Source organism: Acidovorax kalamii, from assembly GCF_002245625.1.
Lineage (GTDB): Bacteria > Pseudomonadota > Gammaproteobacteria > Burkholderiales > Burkholderiaceae_C > Acidovorax > Acidovorax kalamii.
Map to the genome: position 1 here is coordinate 330,166 of NZ_NOIG01000001.1, position 17,931 is coordinate 348,096.

At 63.3% G+C, this 17,931-nt stretch carries 16 protein-coding genes; 15 read left to right on the forward strand and 1 reads right to left on the reverse strand.

All coding sequences use genetic code 11. From position 1 onward, the window contains the following. The first annotated feature begins 5 nt into the window (after positions 1 to 5). The 10 genes from nuoG (at position 6) to CBY09_RS01540 (ending at position 10,790) form a co-directional block, all read left to right on the forward strand. The gene (gene nuoG, locus CBY09_RS01495) at positions 6 to 2,138 is read left to right on the forward strand and encodes an NADH-quinone oxidoreductase subunit NuoG (protein ID WP_094285669.1); all 2,133 of its coding nucleotides are present in this window, start codon (positions 6 to 8) and stop codon (positions 2,136 to 2,138) included. Beyond that, positions 2,135 to 3,217: an NADH-quinone oxidoreductase subunit NuoH gene (nuoH, locus tag CBY09_RS01500; RefSeq protein WP_063461095.1), complete on the forward strand. Its 1,083-nt coding sequence runs from the start codon at positions 2,135 to 2,137 to the stop codon at positions 3,215 to 3,217. Before nuoG ends, nuoH begins: the two co-directional genes overlap by 4 nt. Before the next feature lie 15 nt (positions 3,218 to 3,232). Continuing rightward, positions 3,233 to 3,745 carry an NADH-quinone oxidoreductase subunit NuoI gene (gene nuoI / locus CBY09_RS01505; RefSeq protein WP_063461094.1) on the forward strand — a complete coding sequence of 171 codons (513 nt, stop codon included), beginning with the start codon at positions 3,233 to 3,235 and terminating at the stop codon, positions 3,743 to 3,745. 50 nt (positions 3,746 to 3,795) lie between these two features. After that, positions 3,796 to 4,464, forward strand: a complete 669-nt coding sequence (locus tag CBY09_RS01510) for an NADH-quinone oxidoreductase subunit J (protein ID WP_094285671.1) — start codon at positions 3,796 to 3,798, stop codon at positions 4,462 to 4,464. Continuing rightward, positions 4,461 to 4,769 (forward strand): NADH-quinone oxidoreductase subunit NuoK, encoded by a 309-nt coding sequence (gene nuoK / locus CBY09_RS01515; RefSeq protein WP_094285673.1) that lies wholly within the window; start codon positions 4,461 to 4,463, stop codon positions 4,767 to 4,769. Before CBY09_RS01510 ends, nuoK begins: the two co-directional genes overlap by 4 nt. Before the next feature lie 31 nt (positions 4,770 to 4,800). After that, the gene (nuoL, locus tag CBY09_RS01520) at positions 4,801 to 6,846 is read left to right on the forward strand and encodes an NADH-quinone oxidoreductase subunit L (RefSeq protein WP_094285675.1); all 2,046 of its coding nucleotides are present in this window, start codon (positions 4,801 to 4,803) and stop codon (positions 6,844 to 6,846) included. Positions 6,847 to 6,858: 12 nt separating this feature from the next. Next, positions 6,859 to 8,334 (forward strand): NADH-quinone oxidoreductase subunit M, encoded by a 1,476-nt coding sequence (locus tag CBY09_RS01525; protein WP_094285677.1) that lies wholly within the window; start codon positions 6,859 to 6,861, stop codon positions 8,332 to 8,334. Positions 8,335 to 8,358: 24 nt separating this feature from the next. Then, the gene (gene nuoN / locus CBY09_RS01530; RefSeq protein ID WP_094285679.1) at positions 8,359 to 9,852 is read left to right on the forward strand and encodes an NADH-quinone oxidoreductase subunit NuoN; all 1,494 of its coding nucleotides are present in this window, start codon (positions 8,359 to 8,361) and stop codon (positions 9,850 to 9,852) included. A gap of 89 nt (positions 9,853 to 9,941) precedes the next feature. Next, entirely contained in the window at positions 9,942 to 10,250 is a 309-nt protein-coding gene (locus CBY09_RS01535; protein ID WP_094285681.1) for a DUF2818 family protein, read from the forward strand. Between the two features lie 48 nt (positions 10,251 to 10,298). Beyond that, on the forward strand, positions 10,299 to 10,790 hold the full coding sequence (locus CBY09_RS01540; protein ID WP_094285683.1) for a DUF1178 family protein: 492 nt from the start codon (positions 10,299 to 10,301) through the stop codon (positions 10,788 to 10,790). A 138-nt stretch (positions 10,791 to 10,928) separates the two neighbouring features. On the opposite strand, the gene CBY09_RS01545 is transcribed toward CBY09_RS01540, so the two are convergent. Continuing rightward, positions 10,929 to 12,785 carry an ABC transporter transmembrane domain-containing protein gene (locus tag CBY09_RS01545; protein WP_094285908.1) on the reverse strand — a complete coding sequence of 619 codons (1,857 nt, stop codon included), beginning with the start codon at positions 12,783 to 12,785 and terminating at the stop codon, positions 10,929 to 10,931. A 346-nt stretch (positions 12,786 to 13,131) separates the two neighbouring features. Here CBY09_RS01545 and CBY09_RS01550 point away from each other — a divergent pair, with 346 nt between their 5' ends. The 5 genes from CBY09_RS01550 (at position 13,132) to CBY09_RS01570 (ending at position 17,869) form a co-directional block, all read left to right on the forward strand. Next, on the forward strand, positions 13,132 to 13,902 hold the full coding sequence (locus CBY09_RS01550) for an ABC transporter ATP-binding protein (protein WP_094285685.1): 771 nt from the start codon (positions 13,132 to 13,134) through the stop codon (positions 13,900 to 13,902). Then, a complete protein-coding gene (locus CBY09_RS01555) occupies positions 13,902 to 14,615 on the forward strand; it encodes an ABC transporter ATP-binding protein (protein ID WP_094285687.1) in 714 nt (237 codons plus the stop codon). Before CBY09_RS01550 ends, CBY09_RS01555 begins: the two co-directional genes overlap by 1 nt. 60 nt (positions 14,616 to 14,675) lie before the next feature. After that, positions 14,676 to 15,869, forward strand: coding sequence for an ABC transporter substrate-binding protein (locus CBY09_RS01560; protein WP_094285689.1), 1,194 nt, complete (start codon positions 14,676 to 14,678; stop codon positions 15,867 to 15,869). A gap of 101 nt (positions 15,870 to 15,970) precedes the next feature. Then, the gene (locus CBY09_RS01565) at positions 15,971 to 16,855 is read left to right on the forward strand and encodes a branched-chain amino acid ABC transporter permease (protein ID WP_094285691.1); all 885 of its coding nucleotides are present in this window, start codon (positions 15,971 to 15,973) and stop codon (positions 16,853 to 16,855) included. Between the two features lie 12 nt (positions 16,856 to 16,867). After that, a complete protein-coding gene (locus CBY09_RS01570; protein ID WP_094285693.1) occupies positions 16,868 to 17,869 on the forward strand; it encodes a branched-chain amino acid ABC transporter permease in 1,002 nt (333 codons plus the stop codon). Positions 17,870 to 17,931: the final 62 nt, after the last annotated feature.

A 17,931-nucleotide genomic window follows, 5' to 3' on the forward strand; every position in this document is an offset into this window, starting at 1 on the left:
CGCATATGGTTGAAATCGAACTCGACGGGCAGAAAGTAGAAGTCGCTGAAGGCTGCATGGTGATGCATGCTGCCGAAAAAGCTGGCACCTACATTCCCCATTTCTGTTACCACAAGAAGCTTTCCATCGCCGCCAACTGCCGCATGTGCCTGGTGGATGTGGAAAAGGCTCCCAAGCCCATGCCCGCCTGCGCCACGCCGGTGACGCAAGGCATGATCGTGCGCACCAAGAGCGACAAGGCCATCAAGGCCCAGCAGTCGGTCATGGAGTTTCTGCTGATCAACCACCCGCTGGACTGCCCCATCTGCGATCAGGGCGGTGAGTGCCAGCTGCAGGATTTGGCCGTGGGCTATGGCGGCTCTTCTTCGCGCTATGAAGAAGAAAAGCGTGTGGTGCCTGTCAAGGATGTGGGCCCGCTGATTTCCATGCAGGAAATGAGCCGCTGCATTCACTGCACCCGCTGCGTGCGTTTCGGCCAGGAAGTGGCCGGCGTCATGGAGTTGGGCATGATCCACCGCGGCGAGCATTCCGAGATCACGACGGTTACGGGTGATACGGTGGACTCCGAGCTGTCGGGCAACATGATCGACATCTGCCCTGTGGGTGCCCTGACCAGCAAGCCGTTCCGCTACAGCGCCCGCACCTGGGAGTTGTCGCGCCGCCGTTCGGTGAGCCCGCATGATTCGACCGGTGCCAACCTGATTGTCCAGGTCAAGAACCACAAGGTCATGCGCGTGGTGCCCCTGGAAAACGAAGCTGTCAACGAGTGCTGGATTGCCGACCGCGACCGTTTCTCCTACGAAGCGCTCAACAGCGACGACCGCCTGACCCAGCCCATGCTCAAGCAGGGTGGGGTGTGGAAGGAAGTCGATTGGCGGACCGCGCTGGAATACGTGGCCAATGGCCTGAAGAACATCAAGAACGACCACGGCGCCAGCAGCATCGGTGCGTTGGTCAGCCCGCACAGCACCGTGGAAGAGCTGTACCTCGCCTCCGCGCTGGTGCGTGGCATCGGCAGTGACAACATTGACTACCGCCTGCGCAACGCCGAGTTCGCTGCACCCGAAGGTATCCGCTGGCTGGGCACGTCCATCGCCTCCCTGTCCACGCTGCAACGCGTGCTGGTGGTGGGCTCGAATCTGCGCAAGGACCATCCGCTGTTTGCCCAGCGCATTCGCCAGGCTGCACGCCACGGCTGCCTGGTCAGCGCCATCGCATCGGTGGCCCAGGACTGGGCCATGCCCGTGCAATCCTTCGTGGCGCAAGGCGCTGCGGAATGGATGCAGACGCTGGGCGGTATTGCGTCCGCAGTGGCCCAGGAGAAAGGCATTGCTGCGCCCCAAGGCGCGACTGCTGCCAGCGAGGCTGCCCAAGCCATCGCCCGCTCTTTGCTGGGCGGCGAGCGCAAGGCTGTGCTGCTGGGCAATGCCGCTGCACACCATGCACAGGCCAGCCAGCTGCTGGCGCTTGCCAACTGGATCGGTGAGAACACTGGCGCGAGCGTGGGTTACCTCACGGAAGCCGCCAACACGGTGGGTGCGCAGTTTGCGGGCGCTCACCCTGTCAATGGCGGTCTGAATGCGGCTCAAATGCTCTCCGGTGGTTTGAAGGCGGCAGTGCTGCTGAACACAGAGCCAGTCCATGACTCGGCTGCGGGTGCGCAGGCTGCCACTGCCCTGTCTGGTGCAGAGATGGTGGTCACGTTGAGCCCCTTCAAGGCCAACATGGAGTTCAGTGACGTTCTGTTGCCAATTGCTCCGTTCACGGAAACCTCGGGCAGCTTCGTCAATGCCGAAGGCCGCCTGCAAAGCTTCCATGCCGTGGTGCGTCCCCTGGGTGATACCCGCCCTGCGTGGAAGGTCCTGCGCGTGCTGGCCAATCTGCTGGGCGTGCCGGGCTTCGACTTCGAAACCTCGCAGGACGTGCTGGCCCGCGCCACCAATGCCCCAGCGGGCACGGTCACACAAGTACCGGCCGCGCAGCTGTCGAATGCTGTGAAGGCAATGCCTGCGGCCACGGCCGCTGCTGGCGAACCCGTGGTGGCTTCCATCTATCAACTGGACGGCCTGGTGCGCCGTTCCACGTCGCTGCAGCTCACTGCCGACGCGCGCATGGCACGTGAAGGAGTGGCCGCATGATCGACGCGATCTACAACGCGGGCCTGAACCTGCTCTCCTTTGGCTGGTGGACCGGCATCGTCTGGCCGGTGCTCTGGATCCTTATCAAGATCGTCTGCATCCTGGCGCCCCTGATGGGTGCAGTGGCCTACCTCACCTTGTGGGAACGCAAGCTGCTGGGCTTCATGCAAGTGCGCCACGGCCCCAACCGCGTGGGTCCCATGGGTCTGCTGCAGCCGATTGCCGACGCGCTGAAGCTGCTGACCAAGGAGATCATCCAGCCGACCGCTGCGAGCAAGGGTCTGTTCGTGTTGGGCCCTGTCATGGCCATCATGCCGGCGCTGGCCGCATGGGTAGCGATTCCCTTTGGTCCCGATGTGGCGCTGGCCAATGTCAACGCCGGCCTGCTGCTGGTGATGGCGATCACCTCCATCGAGGTGTACGGCGTGATCATTGCTGGCTGGGCATCAAACTCGAAGTACGCCTTCCTGGGCGCACTGCGCGCTTCGGCCCAGATGGTGAGCTATGAAATCGCCATGGGGTTCTGCTTCCTGGTGGTCATCATGGTCTCGGGCAGCATGAACCTGACCGAGATCGTCATGTCGCAGGCCAAGGGCATGGCGGCTGACAAGGGCCTGACCTTCCTGTCCTGGAACTGGCTGCCCCTGCTGCCCATCTTCCTGGTGTACCTGATCTCCGGCGTGGCCGAGACCAACCGCCACCCCTTTGACGTGGTCGAAGGTGAAGCCGAAATCGTGGCCGGCCACATGGTCGAGTATTCGGGCATGGGGTTCGCGATCTTCTTCCTGGCCGAATACGCCAGCATGTGGCTCGTGTCCATTCTGGCCGCGCTCATGTTCCTGGGCGGCTGGCTGTCGCCCATCGACAGCGCGTTGTTCAACTGGATTCCCGGTTGGATCTGGCTGGGTCTCAAGACCTTCCTCGTGGTGTCCATGTTCATCTGGATCCGCGCCACATTCCCACGCTTCCGTTATGACCAGATCATGCGTCTGGGCTGGAAGATCTTCATCCCGGTGACGCTGGTGTACCTGCTCTTTGTGGGCGGCTGGCTGCTCTCGCCCTGGAACATCTGGAAATAAGCGGGGACATCACACATGACTGCCGTTGTTGCTGCTGCACCTTTTTCGTTCAAAGACTTCTTCAAGAGCTTCATGCTCGTGGAACTGGTCAAGGGCATGGCCCTGACCGGCCGCTACGCGTTCCGCCGCAAGGTGACCGTGCAGTTCCCCGAAGAGAAGACGCCCCTGTCGCCCCGTTTCCGTGGTCTGCACGCGCTGCGCCGCTATGACAACGGCGAAGAGCGCTGCATTGCCTGCAAGCTGTGCGAGGCCGTGTGCCCCGCCATGGCCATCACGATTGAATCGGACGTGCGCGCCGATGGTTCGCGCCGTACCACACGCTACGACATCGACCTGACCAAGTGCATCTTCTGCGGTTTCTGCGAAGAAAGCTGCCCGGTGGATTCGATCGTCGAAACGCACATCTTCGAGTACCACGGCGAAAAACGTGGCGACCTGTATTTCACGAAAGACATGCTCCTGGCCGTGGGCGACCGGTACGAAGGTGAAATCGCGGCGGCCAAGGCTGCGGATGCCAAGTACCGCTGAGCGGTGCTGAGCGCGGCCTCTTTGCCAGACTTTCTATAAAGACCCGATTCATGGACGCCAAGACCGGTTTCTTCTATCTCTTCTCGGTGGTGCTGCTGTTTGCAGCCTTCCGGGTGATCACCGCGCGCAATCCCGTGCATGCGGTGCTCTACCTCATCCTTGCCTTTTCGCAGGCTGCCGCTGTGTGGCTGCTGCTCAAGGCGGAGTTCCTGGCCATCGCCCTGGTGCTGGTGTACCTGGGGGCCGTGATGGTGCTGTTCCTGTTCGTGGTGATGATGTTGGACATCCACATCGATACCGTGCGCAAGGGCTTCTGGAAGCATTTCCCGCTCGCTGCTTTCGTGGGCGCGCTGATCGCCCTGGAAATGGCCGCCGTGCTGATGGGTGGTTTCCGCGGTATGGACGAGCCCAAGGCAGTTGCCACTGTCGTGGATGCGGCCGGCCAGGTGGTGCCGTACTCCAATACCAAGGAACTGGGCAAGCTTCTGTACACCCAGTACCTGTACCCCGTTGAAATCGCGGCCGTGATCCTGTTGGTGGCCATGATCGCTGCCATTGCACTGACCCTGCGCCAGCGCAAGGACAGCAAGGCCATCAATCCTTCGTTGCAGATCCGGGTTCGCGCCAGCGATCGCCTGGAAGTCGTGAAGGTGGCTGCCACCCAGAAGGCGCAGCCCGAGGTGCCCGCCGAACCCGCCGCCGAGGAGAAAAAAGCATGACGCTGACTTTGGGCCACTTTCTCTCTCTGGGCGCGATGCTGTTCGCGCTGGCCGTGATCGGCATCTTCCTGAACCGCAAGAACCTGATCGTGCTGCTGATGGCGATCGAGTTGATGCTGCTGGCAGTGAACATGAACTTCGTGGCGTTCTCGTACTACCTGGGCGACATGCACGGGCAGGTGTTCGTGTTCTTCATCCTGACCGTGGCGGCCGCAGAGTCGGCCATTGGCCTCGCGATCCTGGTGCTGCTGTTCCGCAACAAGTCCAGCATCAACGCGGAAGACCTCAACACCCTCAAGGGCTGATGAGCCACCCGTATTCCCAAGGTTCTCAAGAATGAGTCAAACCCTCTCCGCTTCAACGCTCCTGGCCGTGCCACTGGCTCCGCTGGCGGGCGCTCTGCTGGCCGGTATCTTCGGCACAACCTTTGGTGGTAACTGGATTGGTCGCCGCCTGAGCCACACGCTGACGATCCTTGGCGTGCTTGTCGCTTTCATTCTCTCGGCCATGACGCTCAAGAGCGTGGCCGTGGATGGCGCCCGTTTCAACGAGACGCTCTACACCTGGATGGTGGTGGGTGGCTTGAAGATGGAAGTGGGTTTCCTGATCGACAGCCTCACGGCCATGATGATGGTGGTGGTGACCTTTGTGTCGCTGATGGTGCACATCTACACCATTGGCTACATGGAAGAGGATGACGGCTACAACCGTTTCTTCGCCTACATCTCGCTGTTCACGTTCTCCATGCTCATGCTGGTCATGAGCAACAACCTGCTGCAGCTGTTCTTCGGCTGGGAAGCTGTGGGCCTGGTGTCCTACCTGCTGATCGGCTTCTGGTTCAACAAGCCCACGGCGATCTTCGCCAACATGAAGGCGTTCCTGGTCAACCGTGTGGGCGACTTCGGTTTCATCCTGGGCATTGGCCTGATCGCTGCCTACACCGGCACTTTGAACTACAGCGAAATCTTCGCCAAGTCCGGCGAACTCGGCGCCCTGGCATTCCCCGGCACCGACTGGCTGCTGATCACCGTGATCTGCATCTGCCTGTTCATCGGCGCCATGGGCAAGTCCGCCCAGTTCCCGCTGCACGTGTGGCTGCCCGACTCGATGGAAGGCCCGACCCCCATCTCGGCACTGATCCACGCGGCCACCATGGTGACTGCCGGCATCTTCATGGTGTCGCGCATGTCGCCGCTGTTCGAACTGTCGGACACCGCGCTCAACTTCATCCTGATCATCGGCGCCATCACTGCGCTGTTCATGGGCTTCCTGGGCATCATCCAGAACGACATCAAGCGAGTGGTGGCCTACTCCACGCTGTCGCAGCTGGGATATATGACCGTGGCACTGGGCGCTTCGGCCTACTCGGTCGCGGTGTTCCACCTGATGACCCACGCGTTCTTCAAGGCGCTGCTGTTCCTGGGTGCCGGCTCGGTCATCATGGGCATGCACCACAACCAGGACATCCGCTGGATGGGCGGCGTGCGCAAGTACATGCCCATCACCTGGATCACCTCGCTGCTGGGTTCGCTGGCGCTGATCGGCACGCCTTTGTTTGCGGGTTTCTACTCCAAGGACAGCATCATTGAGGCGGTCCATTTCAGCCAGTTGCCTGGCGCTGGTTTCGCGCACTTTGCCGTGCTGGCAGGCGTGTTCATCACGGCGTTCTATTCGTTCCGCATGTACTTCCTGGTCTTCCATGGCAAGGAGCGTTACGACCAGAACCCCGACGCGCACCACGACGACCACCATGGCCACGGCCACGATGACCACCACGAACCCCATGAGTCGCCCTGGGTGGTGACCGTGCCGTTGATCCTGCTGGCCATTCCCTCGGTGGTGGTGGGCTTCATGTTCATCCAGCCCATGCTGTTTGGCGATTTCTTCAAGGATGTGATCTTTGTGGACGCGGCCAAGCACCCCGCGATGGCGAAGCTCGCAGAAATCTTCCACGGCCCCGTGGCGATGGCGGCGCACGGCCTGCAGACGGCACCGTTCTGGCTGGCGCTGGCGGGTGTGGCGGCTTCGTACTACATGTACATGGTCAACCCTGCGCTGCCTGCGGCCCTCAAGCGTTTCTTCGAGTCGATCAAGGTCTACCAGCTGCTTGAAAACAAGTACGGCATGGACTGGTTCAACGAAAACATCCTGGCCCGTGGCGCCCGCCTGTTGGGCGTGGGGCTGTGGAAGGGTGGTGATCAGGCAGTGATCGATGGTGCCCTGGTGAACGGCTCCTGGAAGGTCGTGCGGGGTGTGGCTGGCGTCGTGCGCTGGGTGCAGTCTGGCTTCATCTTCCACTACGCGCTGGTGATGATTCTGGGTGTCTTCGCTCTGATGACCTGGTTCGTCTGGGGCGACACGTTCCTGCAGCTCATCAAATAAGGAAAACAACAAATGGGTCTGTTGAGTCTTGCAATCTGGACACCGATTGCCTTCGGTGTGCTGCTGCTTGCCATTGGGCGGGATGAGCACGCACGAGCCGTGCGCTGGTTGGCCTTGCTGGGGGCGCTGCTGGGTTTCCTGGTCACGCTGCCTTTGTACGACGGCTTCAAGCTCGGCACTGCAGCGATGCAGTTTGTCGAGAAGGCCTCGTGGATTGAGCGCTTCAATGTGCACTACCACCTGGGCGTGGACGGCATCTCGTTCTGGTTCGTACCGCTCACCGCCTTCATCACGGTGATCGTGGTGATCGCCTCGTGGGAGGCCATCACCGAGCGCGTCAACCAGTACATGGGTGCGTTCCTGATCCTGTCGGGTCTGATGATCGGCGTGTTCAGCGCGCTCGATGGCATCCTGTTCTACGTATTCTTTGAAGCCACGCTGATCCCGATGTACCTGATCATCGGCATCTGGGGCGGCCCCAACAAGATCTACGCGGCGTTCAAGTTCTTCCTGTACACGCTGCTCGGCTCGCTGCTGATGCTGATCGCGCTGATCTACCTGTACAACCAGTCGGGCGGCAGCTTCGACATCGCCACCTGGCACCAGCTGCCCCTGAGCCGCCGCGCGCAGACCATGCTGTTCTTCGCGTTCTTCGCTGCGTTTGCCGTGAAGGTGCCCATGTGGCCGGTGCACACCTGGCTGCCCGACGTGCACGTGGAAGCACCTACTGGTGGTTCCGCCGTGCTGGCGGCCATCATGCTCAAGCTGGGTGCCTACGGCTTCCTGCGCTTCTCCATGCCCATCGCCCCCGATGCGTCGCGCGAGTGGGCCTGGCTGATGATCGCGCTGTCGCTGATCGCCGTGATCTATGTGGGCTTGGTGGCTATGGTCCAGAAGGACATGAAGAAGCTGGTGGCCTACTCGTCCGTGGCCCACATGGGTTTCGTGACCCTGGGCTTCTTCATCTTCAACGATCTGGGTGTGTCTGGCGGCCTGGTGCAGATGATTGCCCACGGTTTTGTGTCGGGCGCGATGTTCCTGTCCATCGGCGTGCTCTACGACCGTGTGCACTCGCGTGAGATCGCGGCCTACGGCGGTGTGGTCAACACCATGCCCAACTTCACGGCGTTTGCGCTGCTGTTCGCCATGGCCAACTGTGGCCTGCCGGGCACCGCGGGCTTCGTGGGCGAGTGGATGGTGATCCTGGGTGCGACCAAGGCCAACTTCTGGATCGGCCTGGCGTCGGCCACGGCGCTGATTTTCGGTGCGGCCTACACCCTGTGGATGTTCAAGCGCGTGTACCTGGGCCCCGCGGCCAACGACCACGTCAAGGAACTCACCGACATCAATAGCCGCGAGTTCCTGGTGATGTCGCTGCTGGCGATTGCCGTGCTGGCCATGGGCCTGTATCCACGCCCCTTCACGGACGTGATGGACACCTCGGTCGCGGAATTGCTCAAGCATGTCGCACTGACCAAGCTGAACTGACCAGACTGAACTGAGAGATTCGAGATGATTGACAACATCAGCTGGCTCGCGATTTACCCCGAAATCGTGCTGTTGACCATGGCCTGCGTCATTGCGCTGGTCGATCTGGGGGTCCACAGCGCCCGCCGCACCGGCACCTATGTGCTGACCATGCTCACGCTGGCCGTGGTGGCGGCCCTGCAGGCCATGTATGCCAGCAGCGGCAACACCTTCTATGGCTTTGGCAACATGGTGGTGAGCGACGCCATGGGCAACTGGCTCAAGTGCTTCGCCACTGTGGCCATGATGGTCACGCTGGTCTACAGCCGCCCCTACGCGGCCGACCGCGACATGATGCGCGGCGGCGAAATGTTCACGCTGTCGATGTTTGCCTTGCTGGGCATGTTCATCATGATCTCCGGCAACAACTTCCTGGTGATCTACCTGGGCCTGGAACTGCTCACCCTGTCCAGCTACGCCCTGGTGGCTCTGCGCCGCGACAACGCCACGGCCACTGAAGCCGCGATGAAGTACTTCGTGCTTGGCGCCATGGCCAGCGGTTTTCTGCTGTACGGCCTGTCCATGGTCTACGGTGCCACGGGTTCGCTCGACATCGGCCAGGTGTTCAAGTCCGTCAACTCCGGCCAGATCAAGCACCAGGTGCTGGTGTTCGGCCTCGTGTTTGTGGTGGCGGGGCTGGCCTTCAAGCTGGGTGTGGTGCCTTTCCACATGTGGATCCCCGACGTGTACCAGGGCGCTCCCACGGCCATCACGCTGATGATCGGCGGCGCGCCCAAGCTCGCAGCCTTTGCCATCACCATCCGCCTGCTGGTGGATGGCCTGCTGCCCCTGGCGATCGACTGGCAACAGATGCTGGCGGTGCTGGCCATTGGCTCGCTGCTGGTGGGTAACCTGGCCGCCATTGCGCAGACCAACCTCAAGCGCATGCTGGCGTACTCGACCATTTCGCAAATGGGTTTTGTGTTGCTGGGCCTGATGTCCGGCGTCATCAACGGCAACGTGGATGCCACGGCGGTCGAAAACGCCTACAGCGCGTCCATGTTCTACGTGGTGACCTATGTGCTGACCACGCTGGCCGCGTTTGGCGTGATCCTGCTGCTGGCGCGTGAAGGCTTCGAGAGCGAAGAGATCTCCGACTTCGCGGGCCTGAACCAGCGCAGCCCGCTGTACGCGGGTGTGATGGCGGTGTGCCTGTTCTCCATGGCCGGTATCCCGCCCATGGTGGGCTTCTACGCCAAGCTGTCGGTGCTGCAGGCGCTGGTTGCCTCGGGCCAGGGCCTGTACATCGCGATGGCCGTGTTCGCCGTCATCATGTCGCTGATCGGCGCCTTCTACTACCTGCGCGTGGTCAAGGTCATGTATTTCGATGCGCCGCTGACGGCCACCAACGTGTCTGCCCCAGTGGACGTGCGCGTGGTGCTGACCATCAACGGTGCCCTGGTGCTGGGCTTGGGCCTGCTGCCGGGTGGCCTGATGGCCCTGTGTGCGGACGCCGTGGTGCGTGCGCTGGCGACCTGATCCGCAGCGGGTCCCCCATGCTGATGCCGCAGCGGCGCGCTGCCTCTGATTTCTTCGCCGGTCGCTGACCGGCCAGGGCTCGTTTTTCCGTGTCGCTCACCGGATCCGTCTGGCTCATCATCGTGGCGGCCTTCGTGGCCGCCAACCTGCCTTTTGTCAACCAGCGCTGGCTATTGGCCGGGCCGGTGGCAACCCCCGCCAAGCCCTTGGTGGGACGGCTGCTGGAGCTGGTAGTGCTCTACTTTGTGGTGGGGGCGCTGGCGCTGATGCTGGAGCGCCGTGCGGGCCAGATCGCGCCCCAGGGCTGGGAGTTCTACGCCATCACCGGCACCATGTTCCTGACCTTTGCCTTTCCTGGTTTTGTCTACCGGTATCTGCTGCGGCGCCACCACAGCTGATCTGGCCGAGACTGTTCACCCACGATTGCGTCGCCCACGAGTGTTGCCATGAAGGTGCTCGACCTCCAATGTCGGCAAGGCCATGTCTTTGAGGGCTGGTTTGGCTCCGAGGACGACTTCCAGAGCCAAAAGCAGCGTGCCCTGGTGCAATGCCCCCTGTGCGGCGACGATCACATTGAAAAGCGGCTCAGTGCCCCGCGCCTGAATCTGGGCGCCCGCGCGCCTGCGGCTGCCGAGGCCGCCGCGCCAGCGCACCCCACCGCCACGGCGGGCACGCATGGCCCAAACTCTTCAGAGGCAGCGATGCTGCCCCCCGCCTTGCAGGCCGCCTGGCTGGCGCTGGCCCGCAAAGTGGTGGCCAGCACCGAGGATGTGGGTGAGCGTTTTGCCCAGGAGGCCCGGCGCATGCACCATGGCGAGGTGGAAGAGCGTGCCATCCGGGGCCAGGCCACGCCCGACGAGGCGGTGCAGCTGCTGGAAGAGGGCATTGCTGTCATGCCCCTGCCCCTGCCAGTGGCCGCCAAGGAAACCCTGCAATAGGCTTTTCTGCCCTGGGTGGGGATAGGAGGGGCTGAATTCTTGGCTATTTAGCCCGTTACCGCGCGACCAGTATATGTTGATAGCTATCATTTTGATAGTTTTCAATTCTGTATCCACGCCTGACTGCACCTGCCCGCCTCATGCCGCGAATTGCAGCGCAGCCAGCCGGGCATAGACACCCCCTTGCGCTAGCAGGCTGGTGTGGGTGCCTTGTTCCACGATGCGCCCGTGGTCCAGTACCACGATGCGGTCGGCGTTTTGCACGGTGGCAAGCCGGTGTGCAATGACCAGCGTGGTCCGGCGGCCGGTGTGGCGCTGCATGGCAGTGTCCAGCGCGGCCTGCACCATGCGCTCGCTCTCGGCGTCGAGTGCGCTGGTGGCTTCGTCGAGCAGCAGCAGGGGCGGGTTCTTGAGCATGGCCCGCGCAATCGCGATGCGCTGGCGTTGCCCGCCCGACAGCCGCACGCCGCGCTCACCGAGAAAGGTGGCGTAGCCATCGGGCAGCGCCATGAGGAAGTCATGGGCAAAGGCGGCGCGGGCGGCGGCCACCACCTCGTCGTCCGTGGCCTCGGGGCGCCCATAGCGGATGTTCTCCAGGGCCGAGGCCGAGAAGATCACTGCGTCCTGCGGCACCGTGCCCGTGTGGGCCCGCAGGGTGCCCAGCGCCATGTCGCGAATGTCCACCCCGTTGAGCAGAATGCGCCCTTGCCGGGGCGCCGATGTGCCCGGCGCGCCAGGGATGTTGCTCTGGGCATCCACGTCCACGTCGTAGAAGCGTTGCAGCAGCTGCAGCACCGTGGTCTTGCCCGCACCGCTCGCGCCGACCAGGGCCACGGTTTCCCCGGGCGCCAGGTGCAGCGAAAAGCCCTGCAGAGCGGCCTGCTCAGGCCGCGAGGGGTAGTGGAACCACACGTTGTCAAACTGCACCTCCAGGCCCTGGCCGGAGGTGGGGAGGTCTCGGGGCGTGGCAGGGTCTGCCACGGGGGAGCGGCTTGCCAGCAACTCCATCAGCCGCTCGGTGGCGCCCGCAGCGCGCAGCAGGTCGCCATACACCTCGCCCAGCACGGCCACGGCCCCCGCCAGCAGGATCACATAAACAACAGTCTGCCCCAGGTGGCCCGCACTCATCTCGCCCGCCAGCACCGCCTCGGTGCCCCGGTACAGCCCCCACAGCAGCAGGGCGGCATTGGCGATGATGATGAAGGCGACCAGCACCGCCCGCGCGCGGGTGCGCTGGATGGCCGCCTGGAAGGCGTTTTCGGTGGCGCGCATGAACCGGGCCGTCTCGCGCGGCTCGGCCGCATGGCTTTGCACCACCGGCACGGCGTTCAGCACCTCGGCGGCAATGGCGCTGGAGTCGGCCACCCGGTCCTGGCTGTCCCGCGACAGCCGCCGCACGCGCCGCCCGATCCACATGGTGGGCAAGACCACCAGCACCACGGCCAGCAGCACCACCGACATCACGTAAGGGTTGGTCCACACCAGCATGGCCAGTGCGCCAATGCCCATCACCGCGTTGCGCAGCCCCATCGACAGCGAAGACCCGACCACGGTCTGTACCAGGGTGGTGTCGGCGGTGAGGCGGGACAACACCTCCCCGGTCTGTGTGGTTTCAAAAAACTGCGGGCTTTGCCGCAGCACATGGCCGTAGACCGCATTGCGCAGGTCGGCGGTCACCCGTTCGCCCAGCCAGCTCACCATGTAAAAGCGCGCGGCAGAGAACACACCCAGCGCAACGGCGACGGCGAACAAGGCCTCGAAATGGCCCCGCAGCGCCATGGCCTGCGCGCCCTTGTCGCTGGCTGAACCACCCACCAGGCCCCCATCGATCAGGCCGCGCAGCGCCATCGGAAACGCCAGCGTGGCCAGTGCAGCCAGCACCAGGAAGACCCCCGACAGCAGGATGTGGATGCGGTAGGGCCGCAGAAAGGGGAACAAGCCGGTCAACGAGCGCGGAGCCCCGCGTGCCGGGTGGGAGGAGGGGATGGATGCCATGGTGGCAGTGTAGGCCCGGCCCATGACGGCGTGCATGGCGCGCAGGCCAGGGGGTGCTGCGGGGCGGTGTCAGCAAAAAGTCAGTGATGCGCGCGCACCGCGAGCCCCCGTGCCGGGGCAGCGCACAGGCCACGCGAAGGGCCGGGTTGAGCGCTGGCCTGCGCTGTGGGCCCGCAGCCGACGGCATGCCTGCGCAGCGGGCGGTGGGTACGTAGGCATTTATACATAGGCATTAGTCCCAGTATCTACCGCAGGGTAGAGAGACATACGATGCGCCGAGACCCACACACGGAGACCTTGCAGCAAGGCTCCATTCCTCAGCACCCTACGGAGCGGCCAAGGCGCAATGAGCGACGTCATTCTTGAAACCAAAAGCCTGACCAAAGAGTTCAAGGGCTTCACTGCCGTGAGCGATGTGAACCTGGCAGTGCGCCGTGGTTCCATCCATGCGCTGATCGGTCCCAATGGCGCAGGCAAGACCACCTGCTTCAACCTGCTGACCAAGTTCCTGGAGCCCACCTCGGGCGTGATCCGCTTCAACGGGCACGACATCACACGCGAGCAGCCCGCGCAGATTGCCCGGCGCGGTGTGATCCGCTCGTTCCAGATCTCGGCGGTGTTCCCGCACCTCACGCTGATCGAGAACGTGCGCCTGGGCCTGCAGCGCAAGCTGGGCACCTCGTTCCACTTCTGGCGCAGCGAACGCACCCTGAGCCAGCTGGACGACCGCGCCATGCAACTGCTGACCGAGGTGGGCCTGGAAGACCTGGCCGACGAGGTCACCGTGAACCTGCCCTACGGCCGCAAGCGCGCGCTGGAGATCGCCACCACCCTGTCAATGGAGCCCGAGCTGATGCTGCTCGACGAGCCCACGCAGGGCATGGGCCACGAGGACGTGGACCGCGTCACCCAGCTCATCAAGAAGGTCTCTGCCGGCCGCACCATTCTGATGGTGGAGCACAACATGAAGGTCGTCTCCACCATTGCGGACCGCATCACGGTGCTGCAGCGCGGTGCCGTGCTGGCTGAAGGGCCCTACGAAGAAGTTTCGAACAATCCCCAAGTGATGGAAGCCTACATGGGCACGACTGACGGCCAACTGCAGGGAGCGCACTGATGGCTGGCGTTCCCGCACTCGAAATCAAGAACCTCGAAGCCTGGTACGGCGAATCGCATGTGCTGCACGGCGTGGACATCGTCGTGCAGCCCGGCGAGGTGGTCACGCTGCTGGGCCGCAACGGCGCAGGCCGCACCACCACCATGCGCGCCATCATGGGCCTGACCGGCGCGCGCAAGGGCTCGGTCAAGATCAACGGCGTGGAAACCGTGAACATGCCCACGCACCGCATTGCGCACCTGGGCGTGGGCTACTGCCCGGAAGAGCGTGGCATCTTCTCCAGCCTGTCGTGCGAAGAAAACCTGCTGCTGCCGCCCGCGCTCAAGACCGGCACACCCGGCATGTCGGTGCAAGAGATCTACGCCATGTTCCCCAACTTGGCCGAGCGCAAGAACAGCCAGGGCACGCGCCTGTCGGGTGGCGAGCAGCAGATGCTGGCCGTGGCCCGCATCCTGCGCACGGGTGCCAACCTGCTGCTGCTCGATGAAATCTCCGAAGGCCTTGCGCCCGTCATCGTGCAGGCCCTGGCCCGCATGATCAAGATGCTGCGCGAGAAGGGCTACACGGTGGTCATGGTCGAGCAGAACTTCCGCTTTGCCGCGCCGCTGGCCGACCGCTTCTACGTGATGGAGCATGGCCGCATCGTCGAGAAGTTCGGGGCATCCGAACTCGACGCCAAGATGCCCGTGCTCAACGAATTGCTGGGTGTCTGAACGCAGCCCGCTCCCCATTTTTCGCTTTCTTCAACCACCACACCCACAGGAGACAAATCCATGAAGAAACAACTCACACTGCTGGCCTTGATGCTGGCCGCTGCAGGCCTGGCCTCTACGGCCCAGGCACAGGACAAGGTCAAGATCGGCTTCATCACCGACATGTCCAGCCTGTACGCCGACCTGGAGGGCAAGAACGGTGCCGTGGCCATCCAGATGGCCATCGACGACTTCGGCGGCAAGGTGCTGGGCATGCCCATCGAGCTGCTCACGGCCGACCACCAGAACAAGGCCGACATCGCCGCCTCCAAGGCCCGCGAGTGGATCGACACCCAGGGCCTGACCATGGTCTTTGGCGGCACCAACTCCGGCACGGCGCTGGCCACGGCCAAGGTGGCTGCGGAGAAGAAGCGTGTCTACATCAACAACGGCGCTGCCAGCTCGGCGCTGACCAACGACCAGTGCACCCCCTACACGGTGCACTACGCGTATGACACGGTCGCCCTGGCCAAGGGCACGGGCTCTGCGATCATCGACACGGGCGGCAAGAGCTGGTACTTCCTCACGGCAGACTACGCTTTCGGCCACGCGCTGGAGGCTGACACCAGCACCGTGGTCAAGGCCAAGGGCGGCACCGTGGTGGGCGCCGTGCGCCACCCGCTCAACGCGTCGGACTTCTCGTCCTTCCTGCTGCAGGCGCAAAACTCCAAGGCCCAGATCCTGGGCCTGGCCAATGCCGGTGGCGACACCATCAATGCCATCAAGGCCGCCAAGGAGTTCGGCATCGGCAAGAGCATGAAGCTCGCCGGTCTGCTGATCTTCATCTCTGACGTGCACAGCCTGGGCCTGCGCAACACCGAAGGCCTGCAGTTCACCACCAGCTGGTACTGGGATCTGAACGACGAGACGCGCAAGTTCTCGGCCCGCTTCTTCGAGAAGACCAAGCGCATGCCTACCGAAATCCAGGCGGCCGACTACTCTGCCACCATGAACTACCTCAAGGCCGTGGAAGCCGCCAAGTCGGTCGATGCCGACAAGGTGATGGCCACCTGGCGCGGCATGAAGATGAACGACTTCTTCGGCTCGGGCCAGCTGCGTCCTGACGGCCGCTACGTGCACGACATGTACCTGATGGAAGTGAAGAAGCCTTCGGAATCCACCAAGCCCTGGGACTACTACAAGCTCATCAAGAAGCTGCCCGGTGACCAGGTGTTCACCACCAAGGCCGAGAGCAAGTGCGCGCTCTGGAAGTAACCCCCTGAGAGGAAGCCCCCGCGCCCGACCCCGCCGCTGCCGGTGGGGCCTGGCCTGCGGGCGCCCTCTGACCTGAACCCCTCCACCTGCTGCTGCCTCCCATGGAAATCTTTGGTGTCTCATTGCCCGGCCTGTTGAGCCAGCTCCTTCTGGGGCTGGTCAACGGATCGTTCTACGCAATCCTCAGCCTCGGGCTGGCCGTGATCTTCGGCCTGCTCAACGTCATCAACTTTGCGCACGGTGCGCTGTTCATGACCGGCGCCCTGATCACCTGGATGGCCATGAACTACCTCGGCATCAACTACTGGTTGATGCTGGTGCTGGCACCGCTGGTGGTGGGCCTGTTCGGGGTCCTGGTCGAGCGCCTGCTGCTGCGCTGGATCTACAAGCTCGACCACCTGTACGGCCTGCTGCTCACGCTGGGCCTCACGCTGCTCATCGAAGGCGTGTTCCGCTCGATCTACGGCGTATCGGGCCTGGGCTACGACACGCCCGAGTTGCTCGAAGGCGCCACCAACCTCGGCTTCATGATCATGCCCAACTACCGCGCCTGGGTCGTGGTGGCATCGGTGGTCGTGTGCCTGGTCACCTGGTATGTGATCGAAAAAACCAAGCTCGGTGCCTACCTGCGCGCCGGTACCGAAAACCCGCGCCTGGTCGAGGCCTTCGGCATCAACGTGCCGGTGATGGTGACGTTGACCTACGCCTTTGGCGCCGCATTGGCCGCGTTTGCCGGCGTGCTCGCTGCGCCTGTGTACCAGGTCACGCCGCTCATGGGCCAGAACCTCATCATCGTGGTGTTTGCGGTGGTGGTGATTGGCGGCATGGGCTCCATCATGGGCTCCATCCTCACCGGGCTGGGCCTGGGTGTCATTGAAGGCTTCACCAAGGTGTTCTACCCCGAAGCGTCGTCCACCGTGGTGTTTGTCATCATGGTCATCGTTCTCCTCATCCGCCCCGCCGGCCTGTTCGGCAAAGAGAAATAAGGGGCAGCCAGCATGAACTTCAAGAACATTGCCCCCATCGGATACGGCCTGCTGCTGCTGGGCCTGGTTGTTGCACCCTTCCTCGGTGCCTACCCTGTTTTCGTGATGAAGCTCATGTGCTTTGCACTGTTTGCTTCGGCCTTCAATCTGCTGCTGGGCTTCACGGGGCTGCTGTCGTTTGGCCATGCCGCCTTCCTGGGGGGCGCGGCGTATGTCACCGGCCACGCCATCAAGGTCTGGGGTCTCACGCCTGAAGTGGGCCTGCTCCTGGGCACGGCAGGGGGCGCGCTGCTCGGCCTGCTCTTTGGCTGGCTGGCCATCCGCCGCCAGGGCATCTACTTCTCCATGATCACGCTGGCGCTGGCGCAGATGCTGTTCTTTGCCTGCCTGCAGGCACCCTTCACCGGCGGTGAAGACGGCCTGCAGGGCGTGCCGCGTGGCAAGCTGTTCGGCGTGATCGACCTCAAGAGCGATCTGGTCATGTACTACGTGGCCCTGGTCATCGTGGTGGCGGCCTTCCTGCTCATCGTGCGGACCATCCACTCGCCATTCGGCCAGGTGCTCAAGGGCATCAAGGAGAACGAACCGCGTGCCATCTCGCTGGGCTACGACACGCACCGCTTCAAGCTGCTGGCCTTTGTGCTGTCGGCCGCGCTGGCGGGCCTGGCAGGCTCGCTCAAGACCCTGGTGCTGGGCTTTGCCACGCTGTCGGACGTGCACTGGACGGCCTCGGGCCAGGTCATTTTGATGACGCTGGTGGGCGGCCTGGGCACGCTGTCCGGCCCGCTCATCGGCTCGGCCGTGGTGGTGCTGCTGGAGAACAAGATCGGCGAATTCGGCAACCTGCTGGCTGCCCTGACCAGCGTGGAATGGTTCAAAACCCTGGGCGAATCCGTCACCATGGTCACGGGCCTGATCTTCGTGATCTGCGTGCTGGCCTTCCGCCGGGGCATCATGGGCGAGATCATTGCCTGGCTGGCACAGCGCCGCGCGGGCAACACGGCCAAGCACTGACCCCGTCATGGCCCGCAACGGCGGGCTGCTACCTGGATGCTGCTCAAAAAGCCGCTGCCGCC